General features: G+C 69.1%; 22 protein-coding genes. 14 read left to right on the top strand and 8 right to left on the bottom strand.

Going from position 1 to position 26028, the window contains the following annotated elements:
- Positions 1-28 precede the first annotated feature (28 nt).
- On the bottom strand, positions 29-1726 hold the full coding sequence (locus KEG38_RS27020) for an ABC transporter substrate-binding protein (RefSeq protein WP_272422805.1): 1698 nt from the start codon (positions 1724-1726) through the stop codon (positions 29-31).
- 149 nt (positions 1727-1875) lie between these two features.
- Complete coding sequence (locus tag KEG38_RS27015; RefSeq protein ID WP_272422804.1) at positions 1876-3831, bottom strand: MopE-related protein; 1956 nt, start codon at positions 3829-3831, stop codon at positions 1876-1878.
- A gap of 172 nt (positions 3832-4003) precedes the next feature.
- Between KEG38_RS27015 and KEG38_RS27010 the strand changes: the two genes are divergently transcribed.
- Entirely contained in the window at positions 4004-5596 is a 1593-nt protein-coding gene (locus KEG38_RS27010; protein WP_272422803.1) for an ATP-binding cassette domain-containing protein, read from the top strand.
- Positions 5593-6504 (top strand): nucleotidyltransferase family protein, encoded by a 912-nt coding sequence (locus KEG38_RS27005; RefSeq protein ID WP_272422802.1) that lies wholly within the window; start codon positions 5593-5595, stop codon positions 6502-6504. Before KEG38_RS27010 ends, KEG38_RS27005 begins: the two co-directional genes overlap by 4 nt.
- Positions 6505-6508: 4 nt before the next feature.
- On the opposite strand, the gene KEG38_RS27000 is transcribed toward KEG38_RS27005, so the two are convergent.
- Positions 6509-7777, bottom strand: a complete 1269-nt coding sequence (locus KEG38_RS27000; RefSeq protein WP_272422801.1) for a vWA domain-containing protein — start codon at positions 7775-7777, stop codon at positions 6509-6511.
- Between the two features lie 443 nt (positions 7778-8220).
- Positions 8221-9273 carry a polysaccharide deacetylase family protein gene (locus KEG38_RS26995; protein ID WP_272422800.1) on the bottom strand — a complete coding sequence of 351 codons (1053 nt, stop codon included), beginning with the start codon at positions 9271-9273 and terminating at the stop codon, positions 8221-8223.
- 213 nt (positions 9274-9486) lie between these two features.
- Between KEG38_RS26995 and KEG38_RS26990 the strand changes: the two genes are divergently transcribed.
- From KEG38_RS26990 to KEG38_RS26945, 10 genes are all read left to right on the top strand, one after another.
- On the top strand, positions 9487-9687 hold the full coding sequence (locus KEG38_RS26990) for a hypothetical protein (protein WP_272422799.1): 201 nt from the start codon (positions 9487-9489) through the stop codon (positions 9685-9687).
- A 243-nt stretch (positions 9688-9930) separates the two neighbouring features.
- A complete protein-coding gene (locus tag KEG38_RS26985) occupies positions 9931-10176 on the top strand; it encodes a hypothetical protein (RefSeq protein ID WP_272422798.1) in 246 nt (81 codons plus the stop codon).
- Positions 10177-10187: 11 nt separating this feature from the next.
- A complete protein-coding gene (locus KEG38_RS26980; RefSeq protein ID WP_272422797.1) occupies positions 10188-13505 on the top strand; it encodes a coiled-coil domain-containing protein in 3318 nt (1105 codons plus the stop codon).
- Entirely contained in the window at positions 13486-13743 is a 258-nt protein-coding gene (locus tag KEG38_RS26975; RefSeq protein ID WP_272422796.1) for a hypothetical protein, read from the top strand. Before KEG38_RS26980 ends, KEG38_RS26975 begins: the two co-directional genes overlap by 20 nt.
- A gap of 1133 nt (positions 13744-14876) precedes the next feature.
- The gene (locus tag KEG38_RS26970) at positions 14877-15731 is read left to right on the top strand and encodes a class I SAM-dependent methyltransferase (protein WP_272422795.1); all 855 of its coding nucleotides are present in this window, start codon (positions 14877-14879) and stop codon (positions 15729-15731) included.
- A 130-nt stretch (positions 15732-15861) separates the two neighbouring features.
- Positions 15862-16041, top strand: coding sequence for a hypothetical protein (locus KEG38_RS26965; RefSeq protein ID WP_272422794.1), 180 nt, complete (start codon positions 15862-15864; stop codon positions 16039-16041).
- Positions 16042-16079: 38 nt separating this feature from the next.
- Positions 16080-17135, top strand: coding sequence for a radical SAM protein (locus KEG38_RS26960; RefSeq protein ID WP_272422793.1), 1056 nt, complete (start codon positions 16080-16082; stop codon positions 17133-17135).
- A 20-nt stretch (positions 17136-17155) separates the two neighbouring features.
- On the top strand, positions 17156-17575 hold the full coding sequence (locus KEG38_RS26955) for a lasso peptide biosynthesis B2 protein (protein WP_272422792.1): 420 nt from the start codon (positions 17156-17158) through the stop codon (positions 17573-17575).
- Positions 17572-17850, top strand: a complete 279-nt coding sequence (locus KEG38_RS26950) for a PqqD family protein (protein ID WP_272422791.1) — start codon at positions 17572-17574, stop codon at positions 17848-17850. Before KEG38_RS26955 ends, KEG38_RS26950 begins: the two co-directional genes overlap by 4 nt.
- Before the next feature lie 6 nt (positions 17851-17856).
- On the top strand, positions 17857-18840 hold the full coding sequence (locus KEG38_RS26945) for a phosphoenolpyruvate carboxykinase (ATP) (protein ID WP_272422790.1): 984 nt from the start codon (positions 17857-17859) through the stop codon (positions 18838-18840).
- On the opposite strand, the gene KEG38_RS26940 is transcribed toward KEG38_RS26945, so the two are convergent.
- Positions 18834-19481: a hypothetical protein gene (locus tag KEG38_RS26940; RefSeq protein ID WP_272422789.1), complete on the bottom strand. Its 648-nt coding sequence runs from the start codon at positions 19479-19481 to the stop codon at positions 18834-18836. The two genes, KEG38_RS26945 and KEG38_RS26940, sit on opposite strands and share 7 nt — an antisense overlap.
- A 125-nt stretch (positions 19482-19606) precedes the next feature.
- Between KEG38_RS26940 and KEG38_RS26935 the strand changes: the two genes are divergently transcribed.
- A complete protein-coding gene (locus KEG38_RS26935; protein ID WP_272422788.1) occupies positions 19607-20413 on the top strand; it encodes a formylglycine-generating enzyme family protein in 807 nt (268 codons plus the stop codon).
- Here KEG38_RS26935 and KEG38_RS26930 read toward each other — a convergent pair.
- The 3 genes from KEG38_RS26930 to miaB form a co-directional block, all read right to left on the bottom strand.
- Entirely contained in the window at positions 20358-21800 is a 1443-nt protein-coding gene (locus tag KEG38_RS26930) for a VanW family protein (RefSeq protein ID WP_272422787.1), read from the bottom strand. The genes KEG38_RS26935 and KEG38_RS26930 overlap by 56 nt on opposite strands.
- Before the next feature lie 144 nt (positions 21801-21944).
- Positions 21945-22499, bottom strand: a complete 555-nt coding sequence (locus tag KEG38_RS26925) for a gamma carbonic anhydrase family protein (RefSeq protein ID WP_272422786.1) — start codon at positions 22497-22499, stop codon at positions 21945-21947.
- A gap of 4 nt (positions 22500-22503) precedes the next feature.
- A complete protein-coding gene (miaB, locus tag KEG38_RS26920; protein WP_272422785.1) occupies positions 22504-24162 on the bottom strand; it encodes a tRNA (N6-isopentenyl adenosine(37)-C2)-methylthiotransferase MiaB in 1659 nt (552 codons plus the stop codon).
- Positions 24163-24200: 38 nt separating this feature from the next.
- On the opposite strand from miaB, the gene KEG38_RS26915 reads away from it, so the two are divergent.
- The gene (locus tag KEG38_RS26915) at positions 24201-26021 is read left to right on the top strand and encodes an AMP-dependent synthetase/ligase (RefSeq protein ID WP_272422784.1); all 1821 of its coding nucleotides are present in this window, start codon (positions 24201-24203) and stop codon (positions 26019-26021) included.
- Positions 26022-26028: the final 7 nt, after the last annotated feature.

Below are 26028 nucleotides of genomic sequence, written 5' to 3'. Positions count from 1 at the left end.
AGCGGGATGGGCTCGTTCCTGCGCGAAATCACCGGGGAAATGCGGCCTCGGGCGCCCCGATGGCCGCCGAGAGATCCCGCACGCAGCGCGGCAATCCGGCCGGATCCGGGCTCGCGGCGAGGATCCGCGCGGCCTCCGGGGAAACCCCGACGAGCAGGCACTCGGCGCCGATCAGGCGGAGCGCGCGTGAGAGGCGCAGGACGAGCGCGATCGCTTCCTCGTCGATCAGGCGCGCGCCGGTCACGTCGATGATCACGCGGCGCGCCGATCGTTCCCAGGCCGCGCGCAGCGCGCGCTCCTCGATGTCGGCCGCGCGCTCCCGATCGATGCGGCCCACGAGCGGCAGGAGCAAGACGCCCGGGAGCACGGGCGCGAGGGGCGCGGCGAGCTCGCGGATGAGCGTGCGTTGCGCCTCGATCCGCGCGTCCTGCCGCGCGTGCGCCTCTTCGAGCTCCATGTGTTCGACGAGCGCTTCCTCGGCGAACGCGCGGGCCCGGATCGACTCGTCGAGCGCGCGTTCGAGCTCGCCGAGCTCGTCGTCCTCGAAGGTCGAGAGCCCGAGATCGGGCGCGCCCCAGGCCATGTCGGCGAGCCTGTCGAGGATGCGGTGGATGCGCTCGCGGGCAGGCTCGGAAAGCGTGGCCCGCGGCGGCGACGGGCGCTCGGTGCGATGGGCACAGAAGGGCGCCGCTCGCACGGCGCCGAGCGGATCGTCGAAGGAGAACCCGCGCACGCCGTCGAGCTCTGGGACCGTGTCGTCCATGCCGAGACGCGCCGCGATCCCGCGCGCCGGTTCGGCCTCGAAAATCGCGCGCGCGGCGGCGAGGTGCTCGACGTCGCCCGCGAGCTGCCCCCAGCGCTGCATCTGCGCGAGGATCCACACGCCGTACTCCACGAAGGGCGTGGGGGCGAAGCAGAGACGATCGGGGCCGAGGGCGTCGCTTGGGCTCATGGGCTCGCCGGCGAGGGCTTTTTCGAGGGCGGAGCAGGCTTCCGCGGGCAGGTAGCCGCGGGCGACGACGAGGCCGGCGGCGGCACGGCGACCTTCGGGATCCATCTGATCAAGCTCGACCTGGGCCTCGACGACGGCTTCGAGCAGCGCGGCGGCGCGCTCGGGCGCCTCTCGCCAGAACCTCGCCCCGAACGAGAGCGTGCAGCAGGGATGGCCCCGCCAAACCTCGCGGCTCTGCATGCAGGCCACGCCGCCCCCGCGATCCACGACGAGCTGCGCGAACGGCTCGGGGAACATCGCGCCGTCGATGCGCCCGAGCGCGAGCCAGCGCGGCATGCGCGGGGGCGGGACCTCGCGGATCGTGAGGTCGATCAAGGGATTGACGCCTCCCCGCGCGAGCCAGTCGCAGAGCAGGTAATACTGCATCGAGAAGCGGTGCGGCACGCCGAGGACCTTGCCCACGAGCTCGTGTGGCGCGGTGATCCGGCCCTGGTTCTTGCCCAGGACGAGCGTGCTGCCGTTCTGGTTCTGGAGGGCGCGGACGCGGATCGGGGCGGCGCGTCCGTCGATCCCGAGGCCCGTGGCGAGGGCGAGGGGCGCGAGGACGTGCGCGGCGTCGACCTTGTCGTGGGTGAGCAGCCGCCGCACGGCGTCCCAGCTCGGGGCCCTGCGGAGCTCGACGGAGAGCCCCTTCTGTTCGAAAAACCCCCGCGACGCAGCATAAAGGAGCGGCATGCTGCAGGCGATCGGCACGTAGACGATACGAAGGGTCATCCGCCCCCGGTCTCCTCGTCCCTCTGCGAAGCTACGCCGATGAAGGTATCACGCGTGCCCCCCGCCTGGCAGCGACGGGCACGGAAAACGCAAGTGTTCGGGATCACGTGGGCGCGAGACGAGCCGCGCCTACGCCCGGACGGGTCGGCTCAGAACTCGCATTGGTTCGTCGCAGGATTACAATACGATCCCGCCGCGACGAACGGGCAAATGTCGCCGAAGTATTGCGTGCAAGGGATGCCGCAGGCGTACGCGGTGTGCGTGTAGCAGACCTGCCCGCTCGGGCAGTCGTCGTTCGAGGCGCAGCGGCAGTTGAAATCGTCGGGGATCATGTTCCCGTTCTCGTCCTGGCCGTCGCAGCACTCGGTGACGTAATAATCGCTCGCGCTGCAGTCCTCGTCCGCGCAGTCGCTCGCGCCGTCGCAGTCGTCGTCGATGCCGTTCGTGCAAGCCGCGACGCCGAACTCGGGCTTGCCGGGGCCGCCATTGAGGCAGGTCGCGCAGATGCCGATGCTCGCACAGTCGGGATCGGCGCAGTCGACGTAGACGTCGCCGTCGTTGTCCAGGCCGTCGTCGCACTTCTCCTTCGGGTTCGGCTCGATCTCCACGTTGAGCACGAAGGGCCCCTCGTTCGCGCCGAGCTCCGGATCGACGGTGTACCCGTCGAGGAACACGTAATACGTGCCCGGATAGAGCAGCGTGAAGTCGAGCTTCGCCGACCAGGTGACGCCCGCGCTGTCGTCGTCGCAGCCGATCTCCTTGCCGGAGTTGCATTTGCCGGTGCGCACGTAGAGCGTGGAGTCGAAGCTCGTCCCGATGGAGTCGAGGTGGACGCGCGAGGGCTGGTTCAGCACGAAATAGAAGACCGCCTCGCCGGCGTCGCCGCCGCAGACGCCCTTCGTCTCGCTCACGTTGCCCGTGGTGTCGCCCGTGTACTGGCCCGTGCCGGGGATGAGCTTCGGCGAGAGGCAGTTCGCCTGCTGGAGGATGCAGATCGGGTTGTTCGCGCAGTCGGGATCCTGGCAGTCGACGAGCGTGTCGTTGTCGTCGTCGAGCCCGTTGTTGCAGACTTCGGGCTTGGGCGCGCAGTTCGGCGAGAAGAAGCAGGCCGGGTCGGCGCAGTCGATCTTGTTGTCGCAGTTGTTGTCCTTGCCGTCGTCGCAGATCTCGGCCGTGCAGTTCTGGCAGGCCGGCGAGACGATGCAGCTCGGATCGGCGCAATCGACGAGCTTGTCGCAATCCTCGTCGATCCCGCCCGTGCACACCTCGGGCGTGCCCGGCGGCTGGCAGGCGCACGGGAAGATGCCGAAGCAATCGGGATCGGCGCAGTCGACGAGGAGATCGCAGTCCTCGTCGGCCCCGTCGCTGCAGAACTCGGTCAGCGCCTGGCAGGAGCAGGCGGTGGAGCTGAAGCAGTCCGGATCGTCGCAGTCGATGCTGCCGTCGCAATCGTCGTCGAACCCGTTCTCGCAATCGAGCGCCTCGCTCGGCTTGCAGCCGCAGGCCGGCGTGCCCAGGCAATCGTTGTCGAAGCAGTCGACGATGGTGTCGCAGTCGTCGTCCTCGCCGTTCGCGCAAGACTCGCCGCCCGGCTTGGGCACGCAGCCGCACGTCGGCGCGAGCAGGCAGGCGGGATCCGAGCAGTCGGCGACGCCGTTGCAGTCGTTGTCCGCCGCGTCGGTGCAGATCTCGGGGCTGCCCGGGAAGACCTTGGGGTTCAAATCATTGCAGTCCGTCCCGCCGCACGCGAGCGGAGGAAACCCATCCGCGTCGTCGTCGCGCGGACCGTTTTGACAGACGCCGTCGATGCACGTGTCGGTCGTGCAAGGGTCCGCGTCGACGCAATCTTGAGCCACGACGCACATCGGCGCGCCGCCCACGCCGCCTTGCCCGCCGCCGCCGGTGCTGGAGGTCGAGCTCGCGCCGCCGACGCCACCTTGCCCGCCCGCGCCGCCCGGGCCGGTCTCCTCCGGGGGTGCGCCGATGCCGGTGCGGCTACACGCCGCGAAGGAAAGGCCCGCGAACGCGAGCGCCGAGAGGAACGACAGCGCCCGCGCGTGGCCGCGGAATCGAGACGAGCGGGGAGCGGAGTGGAAGGTCGACATCGGGGTGCTCGCGTGAGGGCTCGCCCGCGGGATCCCCGCGGTGGCCGCGCCGATGCTATCAAGCCGGGACGCCCCCGGGTGAAGTTCATGGCCGAGCTCGCCCGCAAACGACCCCACCCAAGTGCCCGAGCTGGCCCCGACCTCCCCGCGAACCTCCCTCGCCCCCGCGCGCATGCTGCTCCGCGGGGCCGGGCCGAGCCTCGGGGTCGTCGCGGCCGCGGCGTGCGCGCAGCGTGTCGCCCTGCCCCTCGCGGCCCTCTGGCTCGGCGACCGCGGGCCTCGCGACGCGCTCCTCCTGCTCGCGGTCGCGGCCGCCCTGAGCTTCGTCCGCGCGCGGGCCGCGGATGCCCTCGCGCGTGAGGTGCGCCTCCGCGTCGTCGATCTGTTCGTTGCGCCGCTCGAACGTGGCGCGGTCGTGGCGATGCCACCTCCGGAGGTCACGTCCGCGCGGCTCTCGACAGCGCTTCCCGTGCTCGTGAGCTGGGCCGTGGAGGGCGTGGCGATCCTGCTTGCCGGCGCGATCGCCGTGCCCGTTGTGACCGCGCTGCTCGTCTCGGCGCTCGGGGCGTCCGCGCTCGCGCCGCTCGCCTTCGCGGGCGTGACGGGCGGGCTCGTCACGATCCTCGGCGCTAAGCGCGTCGAGGCGGCGTGGGACGTGGTCTTCGAGCGAGCGCGTGTGCTCTTGGCGCAGGCGTCGGCGGGGTTTGCCGGCGCGGCGGAGCTCGTGGCCCACGGGCGCGCGCGGGCCTTCGCCGACGAGCTCAGGGCCGAGGTGTCGGCGTGGTCCTCGGCGGAGCTTTTGGCCCGCGCCACGAGCGCGATCGCGGGCTGGGGCGCGCTGCTCGCGACGATCGCCGCGGCGCTCGGCGCGGCGGAGCTCTTCGGCGTGAAGGCGTTCGAGGCCGGCGAAGGGCGCGACGTGCACCGATCGCTGCTCCTCGTGCTCGCCGCGATCCCCACGTTGCAGATGACGATCGCGGGGCTCGGGAACTTCGTCCATGCGCGGGGCGAGCTCGCGTCGCTCGGGGACATGCGGGCGTTGGGCGACGCGGAGGTTCGTCCCGCGGCCGTGGACGCGTCCGCTCGTGTGCTCGATGCTCGCGCGGAGATCCGGCTCGACGGCGTGGGATACGCGTACCCTCCGCGGGAAGGCGCCTTCGCGTCGAAGACGCCCGCGCTGCGGGACGTCTCGCTCGTGCTCCCGGCCGGCGAGAGCCTCGCCGTGCTCGGCCCGAACGGCGCGGGGAAAACGACGCTGCTCTACCTCGTACTCGGCCTCGTTCGTCCGGACGAAGGACGTGTCCTCATCGGCGGCGAGGAGCCGCCGGGGCCGGGACATGCGCGCTTCGGGGATCGGGTGGCCTTCGTCTCGCAAGCGCCGTTCGAACCGCCGGACGCGACGATCGCCGCGTCGCTGCGCGCCTTCGACGCGGATGCGCCCGATTCCCGTCTTGCATCCGCCCTCGACGAGGTGGGGCTCTGGGACGTGCTCCGGGCGCGCGCCGGCTCGGATGCAGCGGCGCTCGAGCTTCGCCTCGGCTCGCTCTCGCGCGGGCAAGCGCGGCGCGTGATGCTCGCGCGGGCGCTCGTGCGCGAGGCCGAGCTCGTGGTGCTCGACGAACCCGAAGCGCACCTCGATGCTGCGAGCGTCACCGAGCTCGCCGGGCTGCTTCGACGCCTCGCCACGCGCCGCCGCGTGATCGCCGCGATCCACGATCCCGCCGTGCTCGGCTTTGCCAACCACGTGCTCCGGCTCTCCGCATGACGACGCCCCCGACGCCCATCCTCGATCTGCTGCGTGATCCGCGCGCCGTGATGCCGGCGCCGACGCCGCAGGCGCACGCCGAGGCGATGCTGCGCGCGCATGTCCTTGGCCTCGTCTCGCGCGCGCTCGTGGCGCGAGGCGAGCGCGCGATGCTCGTGAAAGGCGCGGCGCTCGCGCTGACGATCTACCCCTCGCCCGCCGCGCGTCCGATGAGCGACGTCGATCTGCTCGTGCCGCCGCAGCGCGAGCGTGCGGTGATCGAAGCGCTCGCGGCGGCCGGGCTCGAGCTGCACGAGAATCGCTTTCGCCCGAGGAGTCGCGAGATGCTCGGCGAAACGCAGCTCGTCGCGCGCGCCGGAGAGATGCGCCTGCTCGTGGAGGTGCACGGGACGCTCGACAAGATCGTGCCGCGGCCGATCGATCTCACGGCCGTGGAAGATCGCGCGACGCCCGCGCCGGGGCTCTCGGGGCTGCTCTTGCCGTCGGCCGAGGATCATGCGCTGCTCGTGGCGCTGCACGCCGCGGGGCACGAGTTCCGGCACGACATCGCGTTGCTCGATCTGGAGCTCTTGATGCGAGGCGGGATCGACAAGCGCGTCCTCGTCGAGCGAGCACGCGAATTCCGCCTCGGGACGGTGATGTTCGTGATGCTCTCGACGCTTCGAGCGCTCGGCGCCGCGAGCGTCGATCCCGCGCTCGTCCAGGCGTTCGATCCCGGACGTCTCCGCCGCGCGGCGCTCGTACCGTTTTACGACGTGGGAGGGTTTCCGGTGCCGCGCACGAAGGCAGCGCTCGGCATCCGGTGGGTCGTGGGACAAACGCCGCTGCGGGACGATCTCGGCGCGTGGGCGCGAGGCCTCGCGCGGTATGCGGCGGCGCGCGTGGGGGATCGGATCACGGCGAGGTGACGCCTCACTTCGGGATCGCGATCACCGACTCGCAGCCGAAGGCCACGTTGAGCTGCGCGCTGTTGTCCCCCTTGATCTTCGAGCACGCCTCGGGGCACAGAATGATCTGGGTCGGCTTGGCCGGGTCGTCGTAATACCAGCTCCCGGGGACGTCGGCGCAGACCGCAGCATCGGCCGCCTTCGTGAAGGTGACCTCCGGCGAGCCATCGCTCGGCTTGTACACGACGTTGACCAGATTCGGATCGAGCGTCTCTCCCGGAGGCGGCGCCGGGATCGCGATCTCGCAGGAAAGCGCCTTGCCACGGATGTCGTTGAGGGCCTGGACGAAGGCAGCCGTCGTCCCTTGATCGCCGTCCACCAGGAACGCCTGGCCCGTCCCACCCGCCGCTGCGATGCCATTGAGGGACGAGAGCAGGTCCCCCACGCCGATGACGTAAACGGGGATGCTCGGCGAGCCCGTGAACGCGTCCTGTGCGACCTCCGTGGGCGGGGTATAATTCTCGTCGTCGTCGCTCCCACCCGAGCAATCCCCCTTCGGCTCGCCGTCCGTCGCAAGCACGACGACGACGACGTGATCCGGGTTCTCCGCCGCCCGCTGCTTCGCGTACTTGACGGCGCCCTGGAGCCCCGCCGACATGGGCGTGCCGTTGCACGGACAAGGCGTGAAATCGAGCGCGTCGGCAATCGGCGTCACGTTGCCCGGCAGCGCGGCGATGGGCACCTCGGGCGTCGCATATTCGTTGATGTCGCACATGTTGTCCTGGCATTTCGTCGCGCCAGGCGTGGGCGCCTGATACGGCGGGAAGAACCCGAGGCCGACGTTGATCCCGGTGGAGCTCGGATCCTTCATGAACCCGTTCAGCGCCGTCGTGACGTCCTTCCACCGCGAGATGGAGACGAGCCCGCCGTCCTCCACGGCCGCAGTGCAATTGTCGTACTTGGAGGTGTCGTGATAGCCGACCATGGAGCCCGACTGATCGAGCATCACGTACATGTCGAGCGGGCGCAGCTCGGCGGTCTTGTTCGTGGAGACGCAAGCATCAATCCCGGAGCTCGAGCTTCCACCGTTGCCGCCGCTGCCGGGGAACCCGATGCCGCCGGCCCCGCCGCTCCCGCCGGATCCACCATTGCCGCTGCCTCCCTGGTTGCCCGAGCCGCCGTTGCCGCCTTCGCCGCCGCACGCGGGTATGGCAAGCGCGGGCGCGACGAGGAAGAGCGAGAGCGAGAGCGCGAGGCGGTTGGCAAATGTGGTTCGGGGTTTCATGCGGCTCATGGCTGTCTCCGTTTCGGCCCCGAAGGTAAAGGATGGACGCCCGATACGCGAGCCGAAATCGTGCCAACCTACGATTCCGGCGAGGGTGCGCATTGTTTAACCCTATTTGAATCGCAAACCGCCGCGCCGGGGCGCTGCCCCGGACCCCGCGGGGGCTGTTCGCCCCTCGACCCGAACCAGGGCAAGCCCTGGACTGTTCGTGGAAGAACTGCGCGATGCGCAGTTCTTCCAACAGGCCCGTTGCCGGTTGAGATGTCAGCGCTGCTGTCTTGGTTGGCGGGGTCGTTCCTGGTCTTGACTCGGCCTGTTCGATGAACTGCGCATCGCGCAGTTCATCGACCCCGGGTCCAGCGCTTGCGCTGGTCCGGGTCCAGGGGCGGACAGCCCCTGGTGGGGCCTGGGGCAAAGCCCCAGCGCAGCGCCTCCCAAGATGAAACCCATGCTCAGTCGTTTTCGGACAGGGGGGCGAAGTTTCCGGCTTGGAGATCGCGCCGCTCGTCCTCGTGCTCCTCGACGAATTTCACGAGGTCCTTGTACGTGCCGCATGTCACCTCGGGCAGACCGCACACGGCCTGCGCGAACGCTTGCATGGCCTCCCAGTATGCGCCGCCGTTCCACTTCGAGAAGTGGTGGCCAATGTGCAGCGGGGCGCGGTTGCCGAAGTAGTTCGATTCGAAGTAGGCCATGTAGGTGTCGACCATCTGCTTTTTGTACGTCTCTTTGTGGTCGGGGTCCGGCTTGGCGCCTGAATCGGCGAAGTAGAAGTTGTAGTCCATCGACAGCGTGGCCTTGCCGGAGCCGACGATGCGGAGCTCTGCCAGCGGGAAGTTCCAGATGCCCGCGATCTTCTCGGGCCAATAATTCGCGGCGTTCGTTCGGCTCGTATCGTACGTGTAGCCTTTGTTCACCAGCGTCTTGAAAAGACCGGGGCTGTGCGCGAGCAGCGGCGCACGAAAGCCCACGACGTCGCGCGGGCCGAAGCCGAGCTCGGGAGCCGAAAGCCCGATGCCCCTGAAGATGATCTCCTCGAATTGATCGAACTCGCTCTCCCAGTCGGCCTCGCTCCACGAGCTCCCGTCGAAGTGGCCGTTCGCGTGCGAAGCGATTTCGTGCCCCTCGGCCGCAGCCTTCTTGACCTCCTCGAAGCGCTCGGCAATCTCGTCGACCGTCCCGCCCCACCCGATCGCCGACTTCCCCGGGCCGTGCCGCGGAGCGTTGTAACGTAGCTTGGCCGCGTTCGGAATGAAGTACACGCCGCTGATGAAGTACGTGAATTTCAGTTTGTTCGCCGCGGCGAAGGCGCGCGACTCGCGCCAGAACGAGAGGTTGTACGACCCGTCGAAGGCGAGAATCACGAATTGCGGAGGCCGCGCCACGGCCACCGCTTGCGCGCCCTCTGCCGCGTCGTCTTTCTCTCGAGGAGAGTCGCCGCATCCGGCCGCGAATGTATGAAAGAGGGCGATAGCGGTGGCTCCGAAGAGGCGGCGGTTGCTCATGCCTCTTTCGCAAGCACCGCCCATACCAATCTACGTCGGTCCCATTTCGGCCCGTTGCCGACCTCGGTGACGATCCGCCACCGCGCTGCGACAAGCTGAACAGAAGGGAGTATCCAAAGGATCTCTTTTGGGCCGCCGCGCCGGGGCGCTGCCCCAGACCCCGCGGGGGCTGTCCGCCCCTCGACCCGGACCAGCGCAAGCGCTGGACCTTTTGTGGAAGAACTGCGCGATGCGCAGTTCTTCCAAGGCGCCGGTGGCAAGACCAAAGACGGCGTTGCCGGTCGAAATGGCAGCGCGGCCATTTTTGAACGGCACGAGCCACAACATGTTCCGCAGAGCTGCGCCCATCCGGCGCGAACGCCCCGGACGATGATTCTTGCCGGCTTGGTATTCTCGAAACGTTCCCAGCGTTGAAGTTGCCTGCAAAGCGACGCGAGAGCGAGCCCCCGCAATGAAGCGCTCGGGGCGATGGCTCATGGCTTGCTCGAGGCGTGGGCGTGGGGCCTCCAATCTTCAGTCGCTGCCGGTCGCACGTCTCGTCGCTGCACTCGCCGCGTGTCGGGGCCGGAATCCTGACCAAGCGTGCCACCCATTGCCGAGCTGGCGCGTCCGCTCTTCGTCTCGCGCAATTCCGAACCAATGAAAAGGAACCAAGTCATGTCGACCAAGGAGACCTTGGCCATCGTTTTCGCTGCCGCTCTCTTGCCCGCGGTCGTGTGGGCTCAGGATGCCGGCGACGCCCCGCTCGAAGCGCTACGCGTCCAGGTGACTTCGTTGACGCTGGCAACGCGCCAGTTGCAGATCCTGGGCGGCTACTCCGGCTCGGCCGAGCACAAGTCCGCCACCATCCTCGGCGGCGAGAACTCACGCACCGACAAGCACGGCGACTACGCGCCCTTCTGAGGAGAACGACCATGATGACATCCGGCTCGTTGCCTCTGGCACTCTCGGCGCTCGTGCTCGGCATGTCGGCCTGCATTTTGGGCGACGTCGAGCCCTCTCCGGTCGAAACCTCGGTCGCGACCACGACCCAGCCGGTGGTGGTGGCGCCGGACCCAGCCGACAAGCGCTACGTCAACACCTTTCAGAAGCTCGATCCGACGCGCACCGATTTCAACTGGCAGAAGTGGCCGAATGGCACCCGCGAGGTGCAGATTGCCGGAAAGCTGATCGTCCTCGACGACGCCTACGTGAACAGCATGGGGAAGGACATCCAGGCAGGCAACGTCACCCGGCTGGACATCTACGCCGAGCGATTGATCGTACGGCGCCCCATCCGGGTGCCCGGCGCCCACGTGCGCATCTACGCCCGCGAGCTGCGCTTCGAGGACACCGGCGCGGAGCCGGCGCTCATCGACACCTCGGCGAAACAGCCGCCCGTCGGCGCGGAGCAATTTCGCAACGGCGACAACGGCCAGTCCGCCGGCGACGTGCACCTGTTCGTGAAGGAGTTCTCCTCGCAGGGCAATCGCTTCCCGCGCTTTCGCATGAACGGGGGCAACGGGCAGAACGCGGGCCCGGGCAAGCACGGGGCCCCGGGGGTATCGCAAACGACCTTTGCCAGCGCGCATCAGGACCTGCTCAAGTGCGCGCGCAAGCACGGCATCGCCGCCTCGATGAACTTTCACGTCTCCAGTTTCAAGTTCGACCCGGCTCCCCTGACCCTGGACGAGCTCGAAAACAATGCCGTCGCGCTCGGGGTGGACCTTCCCACGAGCGGCACCAACGCGAGCCCGGGTGGGCGCCCGGGCGAACCCGGCAACGCCGGCTCGTTGCACGCCAACCTGCCTGGCCTCGCGCCCTACGCCGAAATGTTGGGGGGGAGTGCGGGCCTGAGTGCCGGGTACTACAGGGGCGGCCGGGCCGGCCAGCCCACGCCCGCGCTCAAGCTGGCCTCGGCAAAGTGCCAGCACCTGGTTGGGTTCTCCACGCCCGCTTGCCGAGGTTGTGGCGGGTCGACCTCTACAGCCGATCGACTCATCGTTCCCTCGGTCACCCGGGCCACGCCCACCGACGGGCGGAGCGTCGACTCGCCCTTGCCCAACCGCTCCACCGGCGACGCGGGCGAGGCCGAGCTGGTGAACGCGCCATTCGCCTGGTTGCACCCCCATTCGGTGGCCATGACCCTGTCTTTCGTCGAGGACGCGTTCCTGAACGGCTTCCGCACCCTGGCCGTCGACGAGCTGACCTCGCTCGATCAGGCGCTCGACACCTACCAGAAAAGCCCGGACTGGCAGGCGCTCGCCCTCGGCGACCAAGCGCTGCTCGAGCAGCAGGAGCTACGCGTCGAGACCCTCCTGGGCAAGTTGGCCGCGCGCCAGGACTACTTCGGCAACCCCGAGCACTGGGTGCCCGCGCTCTCGCTCGAGGCCAACAAACTGCTCTTCGAGGAGGAGGTGAGGTGGGCCATCCGCACCATCTACATGGCCGACTGGATCACCGAAACGCAGGAGCGTCAGGTCGACCGGGCCGCAGCCATCGACGCGGCCAAGAACCTCTTGCGCCAGGAGATCCGTACCCTCGAGTCGCAATACAACGACGCGCTTTTGGCGCTACCGCAACTGCAGATCGACGCAGAGACGGCGGCCAGCCACCTCGCGACGCTCGAGGGTGAGCTTTTGGTGGCCGAGCAGCGGCTCGAGGCGCGGGCGCGAGAGAACGTCGAGGATCGCCACAAGGTGCCGTTCTGGAAGAAGGGTCTGCGCGTGCTCGCCAGCGTCGCGCGCCTGATCCCGGTGGGCCAGCCGTACACGGGCGCGATCGCCGGCACTGCGCTCGACGCCATCGCCGAGGTCAAGAGCGACGCGCCCTGGGACTCCATCAAGGCATTGCCCGACCAGGTCAAGCAGGCCAGCGAGACGATCGACAAGGCCAAGGAGGCGGCAGCGGCGGCCAAGAAGGCCAAGGAGGAGAAGGTCAAGCCCGAGACCAAGAAGACCAAGAAGACGCTGCGGGAGGGGGTGAAGGAGCTCGCCACCAAGCTGTCGCCGGTGATCGAAGAGGCCAAGAAGCACAAGGCTCTCTTCGCGAGCGCCGAGGCGCCCAAGGAGGAGCTCGAGAAGGAGCTCGAGAAGCTCAAGGGCGAGGACGCCGCGTTCAAGAAGGTCGCCGAGAAGGCCGCAGCGATCACCAAGGAGCGCGAGGCGTTCGCGGCCCGGTTGACCGAGACGCTCGACAAGCTGGAGAACGCCGCGGGCAAGATGGGCGAGCACTACCTGCACCTCGCCGAGCTCTTGCCCGAGGAGGAGGGCATCACCGAGGTGCTCCTCACCCAGCGCGCCATGCTCGCCATCGGCGACATGCGCCAAGGCGGAGCAGCGGCTGCTCAAGTACCACTACCTGCTCGGGCGCTCGTTCGAGTACACCATGCTGCGTCCGTACCCGGGCGACCTGACGCTCACCCGGCTGTTCAACGAGGTGCTTTCGCTGGTGAAGAACGACGCCACCGGCGTGATCTCGACCGAGCAGGACGAGCAGCTGTACACGCTTTACCGCGAAGAGATCTCGTCGCTGGTCGAGCTCGTCGTGACCGAGCACGCAGGCCGGCTGCAGACCACCCAGGTCGAGATCGACCTCACCCCCGACGAGATCGCGCGCATCAACGAGGGATCGCCGCTCGAGATCGACTTCGCCGAGCGCGGCGTGTTCGGTCTCGAAGAGGAGAACCTGCGCCTGCTGGGCCTGGAGGTCGTCGACCTACGCTTCGCCGGCGCGCCGCCGGCAGGCGCGAGCTTCATGGACCTGGTGTTCGAACACGGCGGGCTGTCGCGCATCTTCCACGAGGGCGTGGTGCACGTATTCAAGCACTACAACCAGAAGACGCGCGACCCGCTGCGCTGGACGGCACGCTCGCAGAACGGAACGCTCACCATGCACCAGCCGAGCCCCGCCGCCGCGTCGCTCCTGCGTGCGCTGCTCACCGGCGACGACGGAAACCTCATGCTCTTCGCCCGGCCCTCGCCGTGGGCGAAGTTCTCGGTGCGCACCGTGTTCCAGGGCGCGCGTGTGCCCCTCTCGGCGGTGCGCCTGCGCCTCTCGTACGAGTACGAGCGGACCGTCGGTTCGAGCAACTGGAGGGCGCACCAGCAGGCGCAGAACGCGCGCATCGGCGCCCGTTACGCCAATCTGCTGCACCGCCAGCCGACCGCGGACGAGCTGCGCGCCGGCCGCGAGCTGCTCGACCTCGGCTACGGCGATGGGGACGTGGCGTCCGTGGTTTTCCGCCTGCATGAGCAGGAGGCCCAGGCGCTCGAGGTCGACCGCATCTACAGCGAGCACTACGGCCGCGTACCCAACCCGGCCGAGCGGGCCTTCTGGTCGCTCCAGCTTTTGGATGGCCGCAGCCTGGCGCAGGCAAAGGAATACGTGCAGCTCGTCAACGACGCGGTATTCGAGATCTACGCACGCCAACCTACCTACGACGAGCTGAAGCTGTACACGCAGTTGCTCGACCAAGGGCTGGGGATCTAGAGCGTAGGGTCACCCCCCTCCACGGCCCCTCGCCCCCACCCGACCCCCCGTTCGACCCCCAGCCGAGACGCCCGCGCCCCTCGGCGCACGTCCCTCGAACACCGGCCCAAGACCCCCCCGGCCTCGTCACTTCCTTCTCGATCGCGGACAAAACCGCCCCCGCCCCTCGCCGCCTCGTTCTCGCGCGCGAACCTCGAAGCCCTCGCCCCTCGAAACCTCCGACCCGAACCCGATGAGCGCCGCGCTCCGCCCGAAAGACACGCGACGTGAGCTTCCGCCTTGGAGGTCGCGCCCCCCTTCGTCTCGCGCGTCGACGCCGACACAGGAAGGCAGAGGGCTCTTGCCTCGCGACACGCGTGCCAAGAGAGGAGGTCTCCTGCCTCGTCGCTCGGCGCTCGCGTCGCGACCATCGAGGTCGCGTGCCTCCTCGCGCGCACGCCGAGCGCGACGCGAGGACCCCCGCGCCCACTTCAGTCCGCGCGCGTGTTCCAAACAAAGACCCCTGCGCCCTCTTTCACCCAGGTCCACGTCGCGGCCCACGAGCCTCCCCCCCTTGCGCGCGCGCGTCGGAGTCACGCCTACGAACCCCCCTTATCTTCTTCGTCGCGCCTCGGGCAGCATGCGACCCGCCTTACGACCACCCAGGTCGAGACTCGATCCCCGAAAGGACCGCCCGCATGGATCCCCTCCTCGCATCCCCTCGGCGAATATCCCTCCGACAGCGAGGCCGATCGAAAGGCACGCGCTGCTCGTGGGGCCTGCGCATGGGTCTTTTCTTGGGGCCGCCGCGCCGGGGCGCCGCCCCGGACCCCGCGGGGGCTGTTCGCCCCTCGACCCGAACCAGGGCAAGCCCTGGACCTCAGGGGGAAGAACTGCGCGATGCGCAGTTCTTCCCACAGGCCGGTGGGATAGCGTTGCCGATCGAAATGGCAGCGCGGCTGTCTTGATTGGCAGCGTCGCTCGCCGGTCTTGCCTCGGCCTGTTCGATGAACTGCGCATCGCGCAGTTCATCGACCCCGGGTCCAGCGCTTGCGCTGGTCCAGGTCCAGGGGCGGATAGCCCCTGGTGGGGCCTGGGGCAACGCCCCAGCGAAACGGCTCCCCGATGGATGCGGCGACGCTAGGATGCGCCCCGTGACGTACAGGATCCCTCCCTGGATTCGCGCCCTGCTCGCGGCCGACCGTCTCGCACACCGCATCGCCACCGCGCGCGAAGGCCTGCGCGACGAGCTGCTCCTCGCCTGGATCCCCGAGGCCGATCGCGCCGCCCTCACCGCCGCGCTCTACGCGCGCCAGAAGACCTACCTCCCCGGCGGCCATCGCTTCGAGAGCGGCCTCTTCACCTGGGAAAAACGTGTCCTCGACGCGCCCACCTTCCCCCGCCGCGGCTGCGTGCTCGTCGGCGCGGCCGGCGCCGGGCGCGAAGTCGTCGCCCTGCTCGAGCGCGGCTACGAAGTGACGGCCTTCGACCCCTGCGAGGACTTCGTCGAGAGCGCCCGCACGCTCACCCGAGGCCGCTCCGCCGAGATCCTTCTCGGCTCCTACGACGACCTCATCGCCGCCTCCGAGGGCCGCGGCGGCCCGCTCGCCTCGCTCGGCGATCCGCTCTCCTTCGACGCCGTGATCCTCGGCTGGGGCAGCCTCTCGCACGTCCTGCCTGCCTCCGCGCGGCTCGGTCTTCTTCGCGCCGTCCGCGCGCTCGCGCCACGCGCCGTCGTGCTCACGAGCTTCCAGCTCCGCCACGACAGCGAGGCGAAGACCGAGACCAAGGGACGCCTGCGCGACGCGCTCCGCCGCGCCTTCACCGCGATGGGCGCTCCCGGCCGCAGCGAGCCGGGCGATCAGTTTTACCCGGATGGCGGATTCTTCTCGTACCTCTCACCCGACGAGATCCCGCGCGTGGCCTTCGAGGCTGGCTACGAGGTCGTGCTCTTCGAAGAAGGCCCCTACCCGCACGCGCTGCTCGCCCCGCTTACGGGCGCGGTCTGAATGCGCCGCTGCGCGGGTGCAACGAAGTCCGGTGGCCGTCGTTGTGGCCTCCGCACCCGGGTGGTACGCTGGCCGAAGCGTCATCGGAGGCGCGCGCCTCTGCGGCGGCGGTAGAAGGAGAACGACGCGCATGGCCGACATCGAAGACAGAAGCGCCGAACTCGAAGCCCCTCCGCACGCGGAGGGCGAAGAGGCCGACGACCCCCGCAAGCCCTACGAGCCGCCGCGCCTCACGAAGAAGCGCTCCGTCGCCCGCGCGACGCTCTTCACGCCCATGGGCCCGGCGACGGGCATGGTCGTCATGGGCTGAGCGGCCCCGCTGCGCGTTTCCTGGAGCTCCCATCCGCCATGGCCGTCACGTGGATCGCCCTGCACCTCACGGATCGCTGCCAGCTCGACTGCCAGCACTGCCTGCGTGATCCCGGACAGAAGCCAAAGGATCTCTCGCTCGACACGATCCGCAAGGTCCTTGCCGAGGCCCGGCGGCGCTACCACACGCGCCAGGTCGCGCTCACGGGCGGCGAGCCCACGCTCCATCCCGAGTTCGAAGGCGTCCTCGACGCGATCGTCGAGCATGATTGCACGTGGCACATCGTCACGAACGGCCGGCGCTTCGAGCAGCTCCTCTCGCTCGTGCGTGATGATCCTGCACGGCGCGAGCGCCTCACGGCCGTGAACCTCAGCCTCGACGGCGCCGACGAGGCGACGCACGACGCGATCCGCGGCGCGGGCAGCTTCCGCGACGTCATGAAGGCCGTCACTCTCTGCACCGCGCACGGCATCCCGTTCGTGCTCCAGATGGTGCTGCACGCGCGCAACGTGCATCAGATCGAGGCGTTTGGCCTCATGGCCGCGCAGCTTGGCGCGGCGCGCGCCTCGCTCTCCATGCTCCAGGCGACTGGCACGCACCACGACGAGGCCTTGTACCTGCCGCCCCGCGCCTGGCAGGACGCGCAGCACCGCATCGAGCGCCTCGCCGCCGCGCTCACCATGCCCGTCACGATGCCCGAGGGGTTCTACCGCGAGCAGGCCTTCCACGTCTGCGAGGCCATGAAGAGCGAGGCCCTCCACGTCGACGTCGAGGGCCGGCTGAACCTCTGCTGCCAGCACGCCGGCGTCCCGAGCGCGGGCCCGCCGCGCGACGTCGCCGGCGACCTCGCTACGACGAGCCTGCTCGAAGCCCACGGCCGCCTGCTCGGCATCATCCACGAGGCCCAGGCCGCGAGGCTCGCCGCCATGGCCGAAGGCTCGCTCGACGCGTGGGACCACTTCCCCTGCAACTGGTGCATGAAGCACTTCGACAAACCCCACTGGACGAACGCGGGCACGGGCGGTCCTCCGGCGCAGCGGGAGCGATGGCGCGGCGCGTGGGCGAAAAAGGTCACCTTGCCCGTCGTGCGCTAGGCGGCTCGGGGGAGCGCGAAATGCCTTCGCCCTTGCCGCGGCACCTCCGCCTCTCCGCGACCGCGGTGGCCTTGCGCCTCTCGCTCCCCTTGCGGGTCGCGCAGTCGAGCCTGCCCGCGCTGCTCGACGCGCTCTCGCGGGGCACGATCGAGCCCGCGCCGCTCGACGCCATCGACGAAGCCCTCGCGCGCGCGGACGCGATCACCCATCGCTTGCCCTTCGTGCCCGACACCTGCCTCTACCGCTCGCTCGCGCGCTTCTCGCTGCTCCGCCGCGCCGGGCATGCCGCACGTTTCGTCATGGGCCTCTCGCGGCCCGGGGAGATCGAGGGGCATGCGTGGGTGGAGCTCGATGGCACGCCGTACGGCGAAGAGCTTTCCCCCGACCTCATCGTGACGTACGCCTACCCCTGCCTAAACCCAAAGGAGCCCGCCGCGTGACCGAGCCGCGCCTTCCCAGGCCGAACCCCCAGGTGCTCTTCACCGAGCTCGACGACGGCACGGGCGTCCTGCTCCACCTCGACACGAAGTTCTATTTCACGCTGAACGCGGCCGCCGTGATCGTGTGGAAATCCCTCGCCGAGCCGATCGCCGAGCCGGGCGTGATCGCCGAGCGGATCACCTCGCTCTTCCGCGTCGATCGCGAGACCGCCGCGCGCGACGTCGACAGCGTGCTGCGCGAGATGCTCGAAGACGGCCTCGTGCTGCCGGCCTGACGCGAGATGCGAACCGCGGCGCTGCACGGCGCGACGCTCGCCTGGACAACCGAGGACGGCGCGCCCGATCTCGTCCACGAGCTCGGCCTCGACGAAGGCATCGGCCGAGCGGACGGCCGCGGCCGCATCGAGATCGTGCTCCGCCGCGGAGGCGCTTCGCTCGACGCGGATCCAGCTGCCGAGGGATACCGCCCCTCGTTTTTCCACGGCATCGTGCAGGCCTACCGCGAGCCCGCGGGCGCGCCTCGGGCCTTCCTGCTCTGGGATCGCAAGAGCCGCATCCTCGTCCCCGAGGGAGCCTCACGCATCGAGGCCTTCCTCTCCGGCGAAGAGATCGTCCCCGGCTCGGCCCGCGCCTCGCTGGAGATCGCGCTCTCGCTCGCCCTCCGCGCGGTCGGCCTCTTTCACCTCCACGCCGCGGCCCTCGTCCACCGCACGCACGGCGAGGCCGTCCTCGTCGTTGGCGGCGCGGGCGCGGGCAAGACGACCACCACGATCACGCTCGCGTCCGCCGGCTACGGCTTCCTCGGCGACGACGCGCTCCTCCTCGAAGACGACCCCCGAGGCCCGCGCCTCTGCGCCGTCCCGCGCCCCTTTCACGTCGGCCCGGCCGCGCTCTCGGCCTTCCCACGCCTCGCGCCCCTGGCTGGCCCCACGAAGAGCCACGGCGACAAACGCGACCTCGACCCGAAGCGCGCCTTCCCGGGCCAAGACCGGCCCACCTGCCTTGCGCCGACCCTCGTCCTGCACCCGCAAATCGAGCCGGATCAACCGACCCAGCTCGCGCCCCTCGCGAAGGCCGAGGCCCTCGGCAACCTGATCGCGTCGAGCGGCGGCCTCGTGATCGACGACGTGCCCGGAAAGACCGAACACCTCGCCCTGCTCGCCCGCATCACGAACGGCGCGCGCCACTACGATCTGCGCATGGGCCGTGATCTGCTCGCCGACCCCTCGATCCTCGCGTACGGGATCGACGGCCTCGACTACTGAAGGAAGAACTGCGCGCAGCAGCCCTCGGTAACCGAGCAGGGAAAGGAGCCGAGCGTGGCCTCGCACTTGCCGACCTGCATCCCGTTGATGGAGCAAACGCAGACCTGCGTCGTGCCCGGCTGCGGGAAACACTCCGTGGCCACGGCGCTCCCGTTGCACTGACCCTCGCACGAGCACGACCCGTCCTCGGCCTCCGAGCAAAGCGCGCTGGAGCAGCCGGTGCTCGGGGTCTCGCACGCCTCGAGCGCCTCGACGAACGGGAAGCAGACCGAGCTGAAGCACTCGCCGTTCAGGCCCGAGTTCTTGATGACGCACTCGAGCAAGGCGGTGACCTCGTTCAAGCACGGGCCGGCCTCGTCTTCGAACTCCTTCACACAATCGGCGACACAGTCATCCTCCGCGCACCCCGGGGTCGCGCTCATGCTCGCGCACGCCGCCTGGCAGAGGCTCTGCAAATCGCCGCCCCCCGCCCCGCTCGAGCTCGTCGTGGTGTTCGTCCCGGCACTCCCGTTTCCTGCGCTGCCCGTGCCGCCCGCGCCGCCGCTCCCGTCCGCGTCGATCACCACCTTGCCGCCACACGCCCCGAGCCCCGCGAACACGAGCGCCCCGATCCCCAGGAAGCCAAGCATCGTCCGTTGCATGGCGCGCATCCTAACCCGGACGGACAAGACCCGCGAGGGGACGGATGTCGCGCTCCGCCCGGGGGTTCGTCACGTCCGAGCGTTGCCACCGAGGGCGCGTTTCTGCGCTAGGATGCCTCCCCTCGGTGCTCCTTCCGACGCTCCTCGCCCAGCTCTTCGCCGCGCCCCAAGCCGCGCCTGCCATGACACAGGCCGCGCCTCCCGCCGCCGTTTGTCCCACGGGCACGCGGCTCGTTTCGGGCATCCATTACGAGAACGTGCAGCGGCTCTGCACGACGAGGCAGAAGGGCCATTGTTATTCGTTCCTCCCGGGCATGCTGGCGCTCGAGCCGGTGGCCACGCCCGTGCACGTGTGCATGGACGAGCACGAGTGGCCGAACCGCGAGGGCAAGCGGCCGGACGTGATGATGCGGTTCGTCGAGGCCGAAAAGAAATGCGCCTCGGTGGGCAAGCGCCTCTGCACCGAATTCGAATGGGAGCTCGCCTGCGAGGGCCCCGAGACCACACCCTGGCCCTACGGCCACACCTTCGACCCGAACGCCTGCAATTCGTCGAAGGATTTCATTCCCTACGACGAAGGGAAGCTGAACGCCGACGAACGCCGCGTGCGCGAGGTCGAGACGTGGCGCCTCTACCAGGGCGAGCCGAGCGGCTCCCGCCCGCGCTGCGCGTCGAGCTTCGGCGTGAAGGACCTCGTGGGCAACGTGGAGGAATGGGTTCGGACGTCACGCAAAGAGTGGCAATATCGGTCGTCGCTGAAGGGGGGATTCTGGGCCAAACCCTGGGCCCATTGCCGCGGAACGAACGATTCGCACGGGCCGATGTTTCGTTATTACGAGATCGGCTTCCGCTGCTGCAAGGATCCCGAGGAGCCCGTCACGGCGCCGGAGCCTGCGCCGGCGCCTGCACCGGAAATGACGCCGTCTCCGTAGCATTTTCGGAGAGCCGCCCCTCGATGCCCTTCGCGTGATCGGGCAAGGGCGGCAGATTCGCCTCGTCGTACCCGGGCGCGACCCAGTAGACCTCGGGCGAAGGACGATAGCCGCTGAACCAGCGCCGCTCCTCGACGCGGCCGTCGGCATATGAAATGCGCAGCGTCGAGGTGACGTCGTATCCGCGCACGCCCTTCTGTCGATGAATACGTTTCCCCGGCGGCAGGTGCGATTTCACCGTGATCCGACGGACGAAATCGTACGACTGCCCGACGCCATAGCCGTATTCGACCTTCGCGACCGGCTCACCGCCGAGGACCTCCACGCGCACCTTGTTCGGCTGCGGGAAATACGCGTGGATCATGACGGGGAACGTGTAGGGGTTCTTGAGCTTGAGGTCGACGATGGGAAAACTCACCGTCGCGTCGAGGCCGAGCTTCGTGTAGCTCGACGCGCGCGAGTGCCCCTGCCGATGCAGGACCTCGAGCCCGCCGTAGACGGCCGCGCCGTGCAGCGTCGAGGAGAGCTGGCAGGTGCCGCCGCCGATGCCGTCCGTGAGCTCGTCGCCCTGGATCTCGGGCGCCAAGGTAAAACCGTTCTCCCGCGTGCGCGCTCCGACGCGATCGTTGAAGGAAAAACCCGCGCCCGGTGGCAAGACGACGCCGTCGATCTTGCGCGCGGCGTTGCGGATGTTCACCGCGCGCCCCGCGCCCGAGCCGAAGAGCGAGAACGAGGTCTCGAACGAGGCGACGACCTTCGTCACGTCGACCTGCGCGAGATCGAGCGCGGTCACCTTCGCCGGCACGCGGCGCGTGATGAGGCGGATCACGACGCCGTCCTCGAAGCTCGTCGCGCGCATCTCCGCAAGCGTTGCGTCGATGTCGAGCTCGCGGCCGGGGACGTCCTCGATCTTGCGCTTGTTCTCGAGATCGAGCACCGCGTCGACGGGCGCGACGGAGAACCGCGACGCGATCGACTCCAGAAACCGCCGCGCCTTCGCCTCGTCGATCCAGAAGGCGAGCGGCACGAAGACCTGGCCCCGCCGCGCGAGGCGCGCCTCGCGCATGCGCCTCACGAGCGAGCCCGTATGCCCTACCTCGCCCGCGTGATCGAGCGAGGCCTGCACGTCGATCTCGACGCCGACCGCGCCGAGCGTGGTCTCCACGATCTCGCCGTCGTGATGGAAACGCGCTTCCCAGCCGAGCGCGTCGAGCTGACGGCGCGCGAGCCACGAGGCGGGCGAGCCTTCATCGGGCACGCGTTGCTCGCCGAGGAACAGGCCTTCGACGACCGGAGAACGTGGCCCGTACCGATAGGCGCCGAGCCCGAGCCCCGCGGCGACCGAGGTGCCGATGCCCAGGACGAGGAGGAGAGAGGACTTTCGCACGGAAGATCGCCGCGATCGTAGCGGAGACCTTTCCGTCTTTGGAAGTTTCTCGGTAAGCGATGGAGGAAGATCACGCATGGCGTGACCAAGAACGCCCGCGCCCGGGAGCCACGTTCCCCGGGCAGTTCGGGCCCGCGAGGCGCGTTATTCGCGCTCTTCGCCCCCGAGGGTCTGTGTCTCCGCGCAGATCCCGCGGTACCTCTGCGCATTCACCACGTAATGAACGGCGCCGGCGAGGCCGAGCTTCGCCTCCTCGTCGGTCACCTCGCGGACGACCTTCGCGGGGCTGCCTTTCACCATGGATCGCGGCGGGATCACCATGCGCGGCGGCACGAGCGCGCCGGCCGCGATGACCGAGCCCGCGCCGATCACGGCGTTGTCGAGGATGATGCTGCCCATGCCGATGAGGCAGCCGTCCTCGACCGTGCACCCGTGCAGGATCGCTCCGTGGCCGATCGTGACGTCCGCGCCGATCGTCGTCTTCGATATGCCGTCCGTGAGGTGCAAACAGGCGAGGTCCTGCACGTTCGTGCGAGGGCCGATGCGGATCGGGCCGATGTCGCCGCGCAGGACGGCGCCGAACCACACGCTCGCCTCGTCGCCGAGCTCGACGTCGCCCACGAGCGTTGCGTTCGGCGCGAGGAAGACGCCCCGACCGAGCCGCGGCGAATGGTCTCCGTAAGGAAGAACGAGCGCCACGCGCCTACCCTCCCCCTGCAGCCACGATCGGGAGCGAACGCCGCTCCCCCGCCGCGCGGGGCTTCGGCGCGTCCACGGGCGCCGCGGGCACCACGGGGAGCGGCTTCGCCGCCGCGCGCGCCTCGTCCGAAAGCTCGGCCTGGAGCGAATGCTTGTTCGCCCGCGTGATCACGACCTCGACGATCGTGCCGCGCAGATCGAGCCCCTCCGCGCCGGCGACGTGCACGATCTCGTTACGCTCGGTGCGGCCCGACCAGGCGTTCGTGCCCTCCTTGCCCGCGCCTTCCACGAGTACGCGCTGCCGGCTGCCGACGAGCCCCTGCAGATGCGCGCCGAGCAACTCCTCGCTCACCTCGAACAGCCGCGCGAGCCGCTCGCTCTTCTCGGCCTCGGGCACGTCGTCCGCGAGCTTGCGGGCCGGCGTGTACGGCCGCTGTGAATATTTGAACCCAAACAGTCCGCGGAAGCCCACCTCCCGCACGAGCGAGAGCGTGGCGGCGAAGTCGTCCTCGGTCTCGCCCGGAAAGCCGACGATGATGTCGGTCGAGAGCGATAGATCGGGCAGCCTCGCGACGAGCGAGCCCACCCGCGCGACGTACTCGGCCCGCGTGTAGCGCCGGATCATGCGCTTCAGGATGCGATCGCTCCCCGATTGCACGGGCAGGTGCACGTGGCGGGCGAGGACCGAAAGATCCGCGTGCGCCTCGATGAGCGAGGGCGTGAGGTGCCGCGGGTGCGGGCTCGTGTACCGGAGCCGCACGAGGCCGGGGACCTCGGCCGCGATGCGCCGCAAGAGCGCGGCGAACTCGCTCTCGTCCGGATCGTCGGGCGAGGCGCCGGGCGCGCGCAAAAGCTCGCTGCTCGGATCTCGGTAGCTGTTCACCGTCTGCCCGAGCAGCGTCACCTCGCGGACGCCCGCTTCCACGAGCCCCGCGATCTCCGCGACGAGCTCCGCGCTCGGCCGGTACCGCTCCGGCCCCCGCGTGTACGGGACGATGCAGAAGGAGCAACGCTCGTTGCAGCCCTTCATGATGGTCACGAATGCCGTGGGCGCACTCGCGGCGACGGAGAGTGCCGTCAAAAAGCGCGGGGCTTCGAGGTCGAAGACCGTCCGCACGAGCGGCGGCGCGCCGAGGCCGATGTCGTCGAGCAGGCGCGGGAGTTCCGGGATGTTGTCGGGCCCGAGGACGAGGTCGATGCCGCTACTGCGCGTGAGCAGGCGCTCGCCCTCCTGCTGGGCCACGCACCCGGCCACCACGAGGACCATCTCGGGGTGTGTCTGTTTCCACTTGGCGAGGCGGCCGACCTCGCTGAGCAGCTTCTGTTCGGCCTTCTCCCGGACGCTGCAGGTGTTCAGCACGACCACGTCCGCGGCCCGCGGATCGTCCGATTCCGTATAACCGGCGTGCCGGAGGACCTCGTGCATCCGCTCGGAGTCGTGGACGTTCATCTGGCAACCGAACGTCGTGATGGCGTAGCGAGGCATGGCGCCGCTCATGTAACAAAACGGCGGAGGGGCGGCCAGCGCGCGGACGCGCTTCTTGCTTTCGTGGCTGTTGCAGCGGGCGAGAGGAGCCGCGATGATGGCGGCCGTCGCGGGGAAAAGGCGCTCTTCCGTCGTCCAAGCCGCGCGTGGCCCCTTGCAAGCACGGCGGGCGTGCACGACAAGACGGGTTTCAGGGACCGAGCTAAGGAGAGGACATGTCGTCGGCGAAATTCGAGACACTCGTGGACCTGTTCGAGCGCTCCGTCAAACAGTTCAAGACCAAGGATCTGTTCGGCGTGAAGAAGGACGGCCGGTGGGTGTGGACCACCTACGGCGAGGTCGGCAAGCTCGTCGACGACTTCCGCGCGGGCCTCGCGTCGCTCGGGGTCAAGCGCGGCGACAACGTCGCCATCATCTCGAACAACCGCATCGAGTGGGCCGTCGCGGCCTACGCGTGTTACGGGCTCGGCGCGGCGCTCGTGCCGATGTACGAGGCGCAGCTCCCCAAGGAGTGGGCCTTCATCGTGAACGACTGCTCGGCCGTCGCGCTCATCGCCGCGACCGAGGAGATCTACCAGAAGGCCCAGGAGATCCCGGAGAAGGCGCCCTCGCTCAAGCACATCATCGGCCTCGGGCGCCCGAAGAGCGAGCCCACGTCTTACGAAGCGCTGCTCGAGGCCGGCGCGAAGAGCCCGGTCCCGGCCATCAAGCCCACGCCCGCCGACACGGCGTGTCTCATCTACACCTCGGGCACGACGGGCAACCCCAAGGGCGTGATCCTGTCGCACGGCAACATCGCCTCGAACATCAACGCCGTGCACGAGATCCTGCCGCTCGTCACCGACGACAGGAGCCTCTCGTTCCTTCCCTGGGCGCACTCGTTCGGCCACACCTGCGAGCTCCACGCGCTCCTCTCGCTCGGCGGCGCGATGGCCCTCGCCGAGGGCGTCGACAAGATCATCGGCAACCTCGCGGAGGTGCACCCGACGATGCTCTGCAGCGTCCCGCGCATCTTCAACCGCATCTACGACGGCGTGAACAAGCAGATGGCCGGCAAGCCGAAGCCCATCCAGGCCCTCTTCAAGGCGGGCATCGCCGCGGCCACGAAGAAGCGCAAGGAGGGTGCGGGCTCGCTCTCGATCGGCGAGAAGATCCAGCTCGCGCTCGCCGACAAGCTCGTCTTCTCGAAGATCCGCGCGAAGTTCGGCGGCCGCATGAAGTACGCCTTCAGCGGCGGCGCGGCTCTCTCGCGTGAGGTCGCCGAGTTCATCGACGCGCTCGGCATCACGGTCTACGAGGGCTACGGCCTCACGGAGACGAGCCCGATCGCCACCGCGAACCGCCCCGGCTCGCACCGCATCGGCAGCGTCGGCAAGGCGATCCCGCACGTGAAGATCGTCATCGACAAGGAAGCGTCGGGCGACCCGAAGCACGGCGAGATCGTGATCTACGGGCCCAACATCATGCAGGGCTACCACAACCGCGACGAGGAGAACCAAGCGGTCTTCACCGAGGATCGCGGCTTCCGCACGGGCGACCTCGGCTACCTCGACGACGAGGGCTACCTCTACATCACGGGCCGCATCAAGGAGCAGTACAAGCTCGAGAACGGCAAGTACGTCTCGCCTGCGCCGCTCGAGGAGCAGCTCAAGCTCTCGCCGTACATCCTCAACGCGATGGTCTACGGCGACAACCGCCTCTACAACGTCGCGCTCGTGGCCATCGACGTCGAGGCCGTGAAGACGTGGGCGCAAGGGCATGGCCTTTCGTTCGAGAGCGACGCCGCGATGTGCGACAGCGCGCGCGTGAAGGAGCTCGTCATGGACGAGATCCAGAAGTACTCGGCCGAGTGGAAGGGCTTCGAGAAGATCCAGAAGGTCACGCTCACGAGCGAGGACTTCACCACGCAGAACGGCTTGCTCACGCCCTCGCTCAAGGTGAAGCGCCGCGTGGTGTGGCAGCGCTACGGCCAGCAGATCGAGGCCCTCTATGCCGAGGGCAAGTCCAAGGGGCAGGACGCGGCGACGGCTGCGTGACGCCTCC

Source organism: Polyangium jinanense (genome assembly GCF_028435265.1).
Lineage (GTDB): Bacteria > Myxococcota_A > Polyangia > Polyangiales > Polyangiaceae > Polyangium > Polyangium jinanense.
The sequence above is the reverse complement of the archived record's forward strand: the minus strand, read 5'-3'. Positions and strand labels throughout refer to the sequence as shown.

Coding starts and splice junctions, on each gene's coding strand:
- KEG38_RS26965 (WP_272422794.1), top strand. CDS start 15,862: ATGGCCGACATCGAAGACAGAAGCGCCGAACTCGAAGCCCCTCCGCAC.
- KEG38_RS26915 (WP_272422784.1), top strand. CDS start 24,201: ATGTCGTCGGCGAAATTCGAGACACTCGTGGACCTGTTCGAGCGCTCC.
- KEG38_RS26940 (WP_272422789.1), bottom strand. CDS start 19,481: ATGCAACGGACGATGCTTGGCTTCCTGGGGATCGGGGCGCTCGTGTTC.
- KEG38_RS26945 (WP_272422790.1), top strand. CDS start 17,857: ATGCGAACCGCGGCGCTGCACGGCGCGACGCTCGCCTGGACAACCGAG.
- KEG38_RS26995 (WP_272422800.1), bottom strand. CDS start 9,273: ATGAGCAACCGCCGCCTCTTCGGAGCCACCGCTATCGCCCTCTTTCAT.
- KEG38_RS26960 (WP_272422793.1), top strand. CDS start 16,080: ATGGCCGTCACGTGGATCGCCCTGCACCTCACGGATCGCTGCCAGCTC.
- KEG38_RS26980 (WP_272422797.1), top strand. CDS start 10,188: ATGATGACATCCGGCTCGTTGCCTCTGGCACTCTCGGCGCTCGTGCTC.
- KEG38_RS27015 (WP_272422804.1), bottom strand. CDS start 3,831: ATGTCGACCTTCCACTCCGCTCCCCGCTCGTCTCGATTCCGCGGCCAC.
- KEG38_RS26955 (WP_272422792.1), top strand. CDS start 17,156: ATGCCTTCGCCCTTGCCGCGGCACCTCCGCCTCTCCGCGACCGCGGTG.
- KEG38_RS27005 (WP_272422802.1), top strand. CDS start 5,593: ATGACGACGCCCCCGACGCCCATCCTCGATCTGCTGCGTGATCCGCGC.
- KEG38_RS27000 (WP_272422801.1), bottom strand. CDS start 7,777: ATGAGCCGCATGAAACCCCGAACCACATTTGCCAACCGCCTCGCGCTC.
- KEG38_RS27020 (WP_272422805.1), bottom strand. CDS start 1,726: ATGACCCTTCGTATCGTCTACGTGCCGATCGCCTGCAGCATGCCGCTC.
- KEG38_RS26985 (WP_272422798.1), top strand. CDS start 9,931: ATGTCGACCAAGGAGACCTTGGCCATCGTTTTCGCTGCCGCTCTCTTG.
- KEG38_RS27010 (WP_272422803.1), top strand. CDS start 4,004: ATGCTGCTCCGCGGGGCCGGGCCGAGCCTCGGGGTCGTCGCGGCCGCG.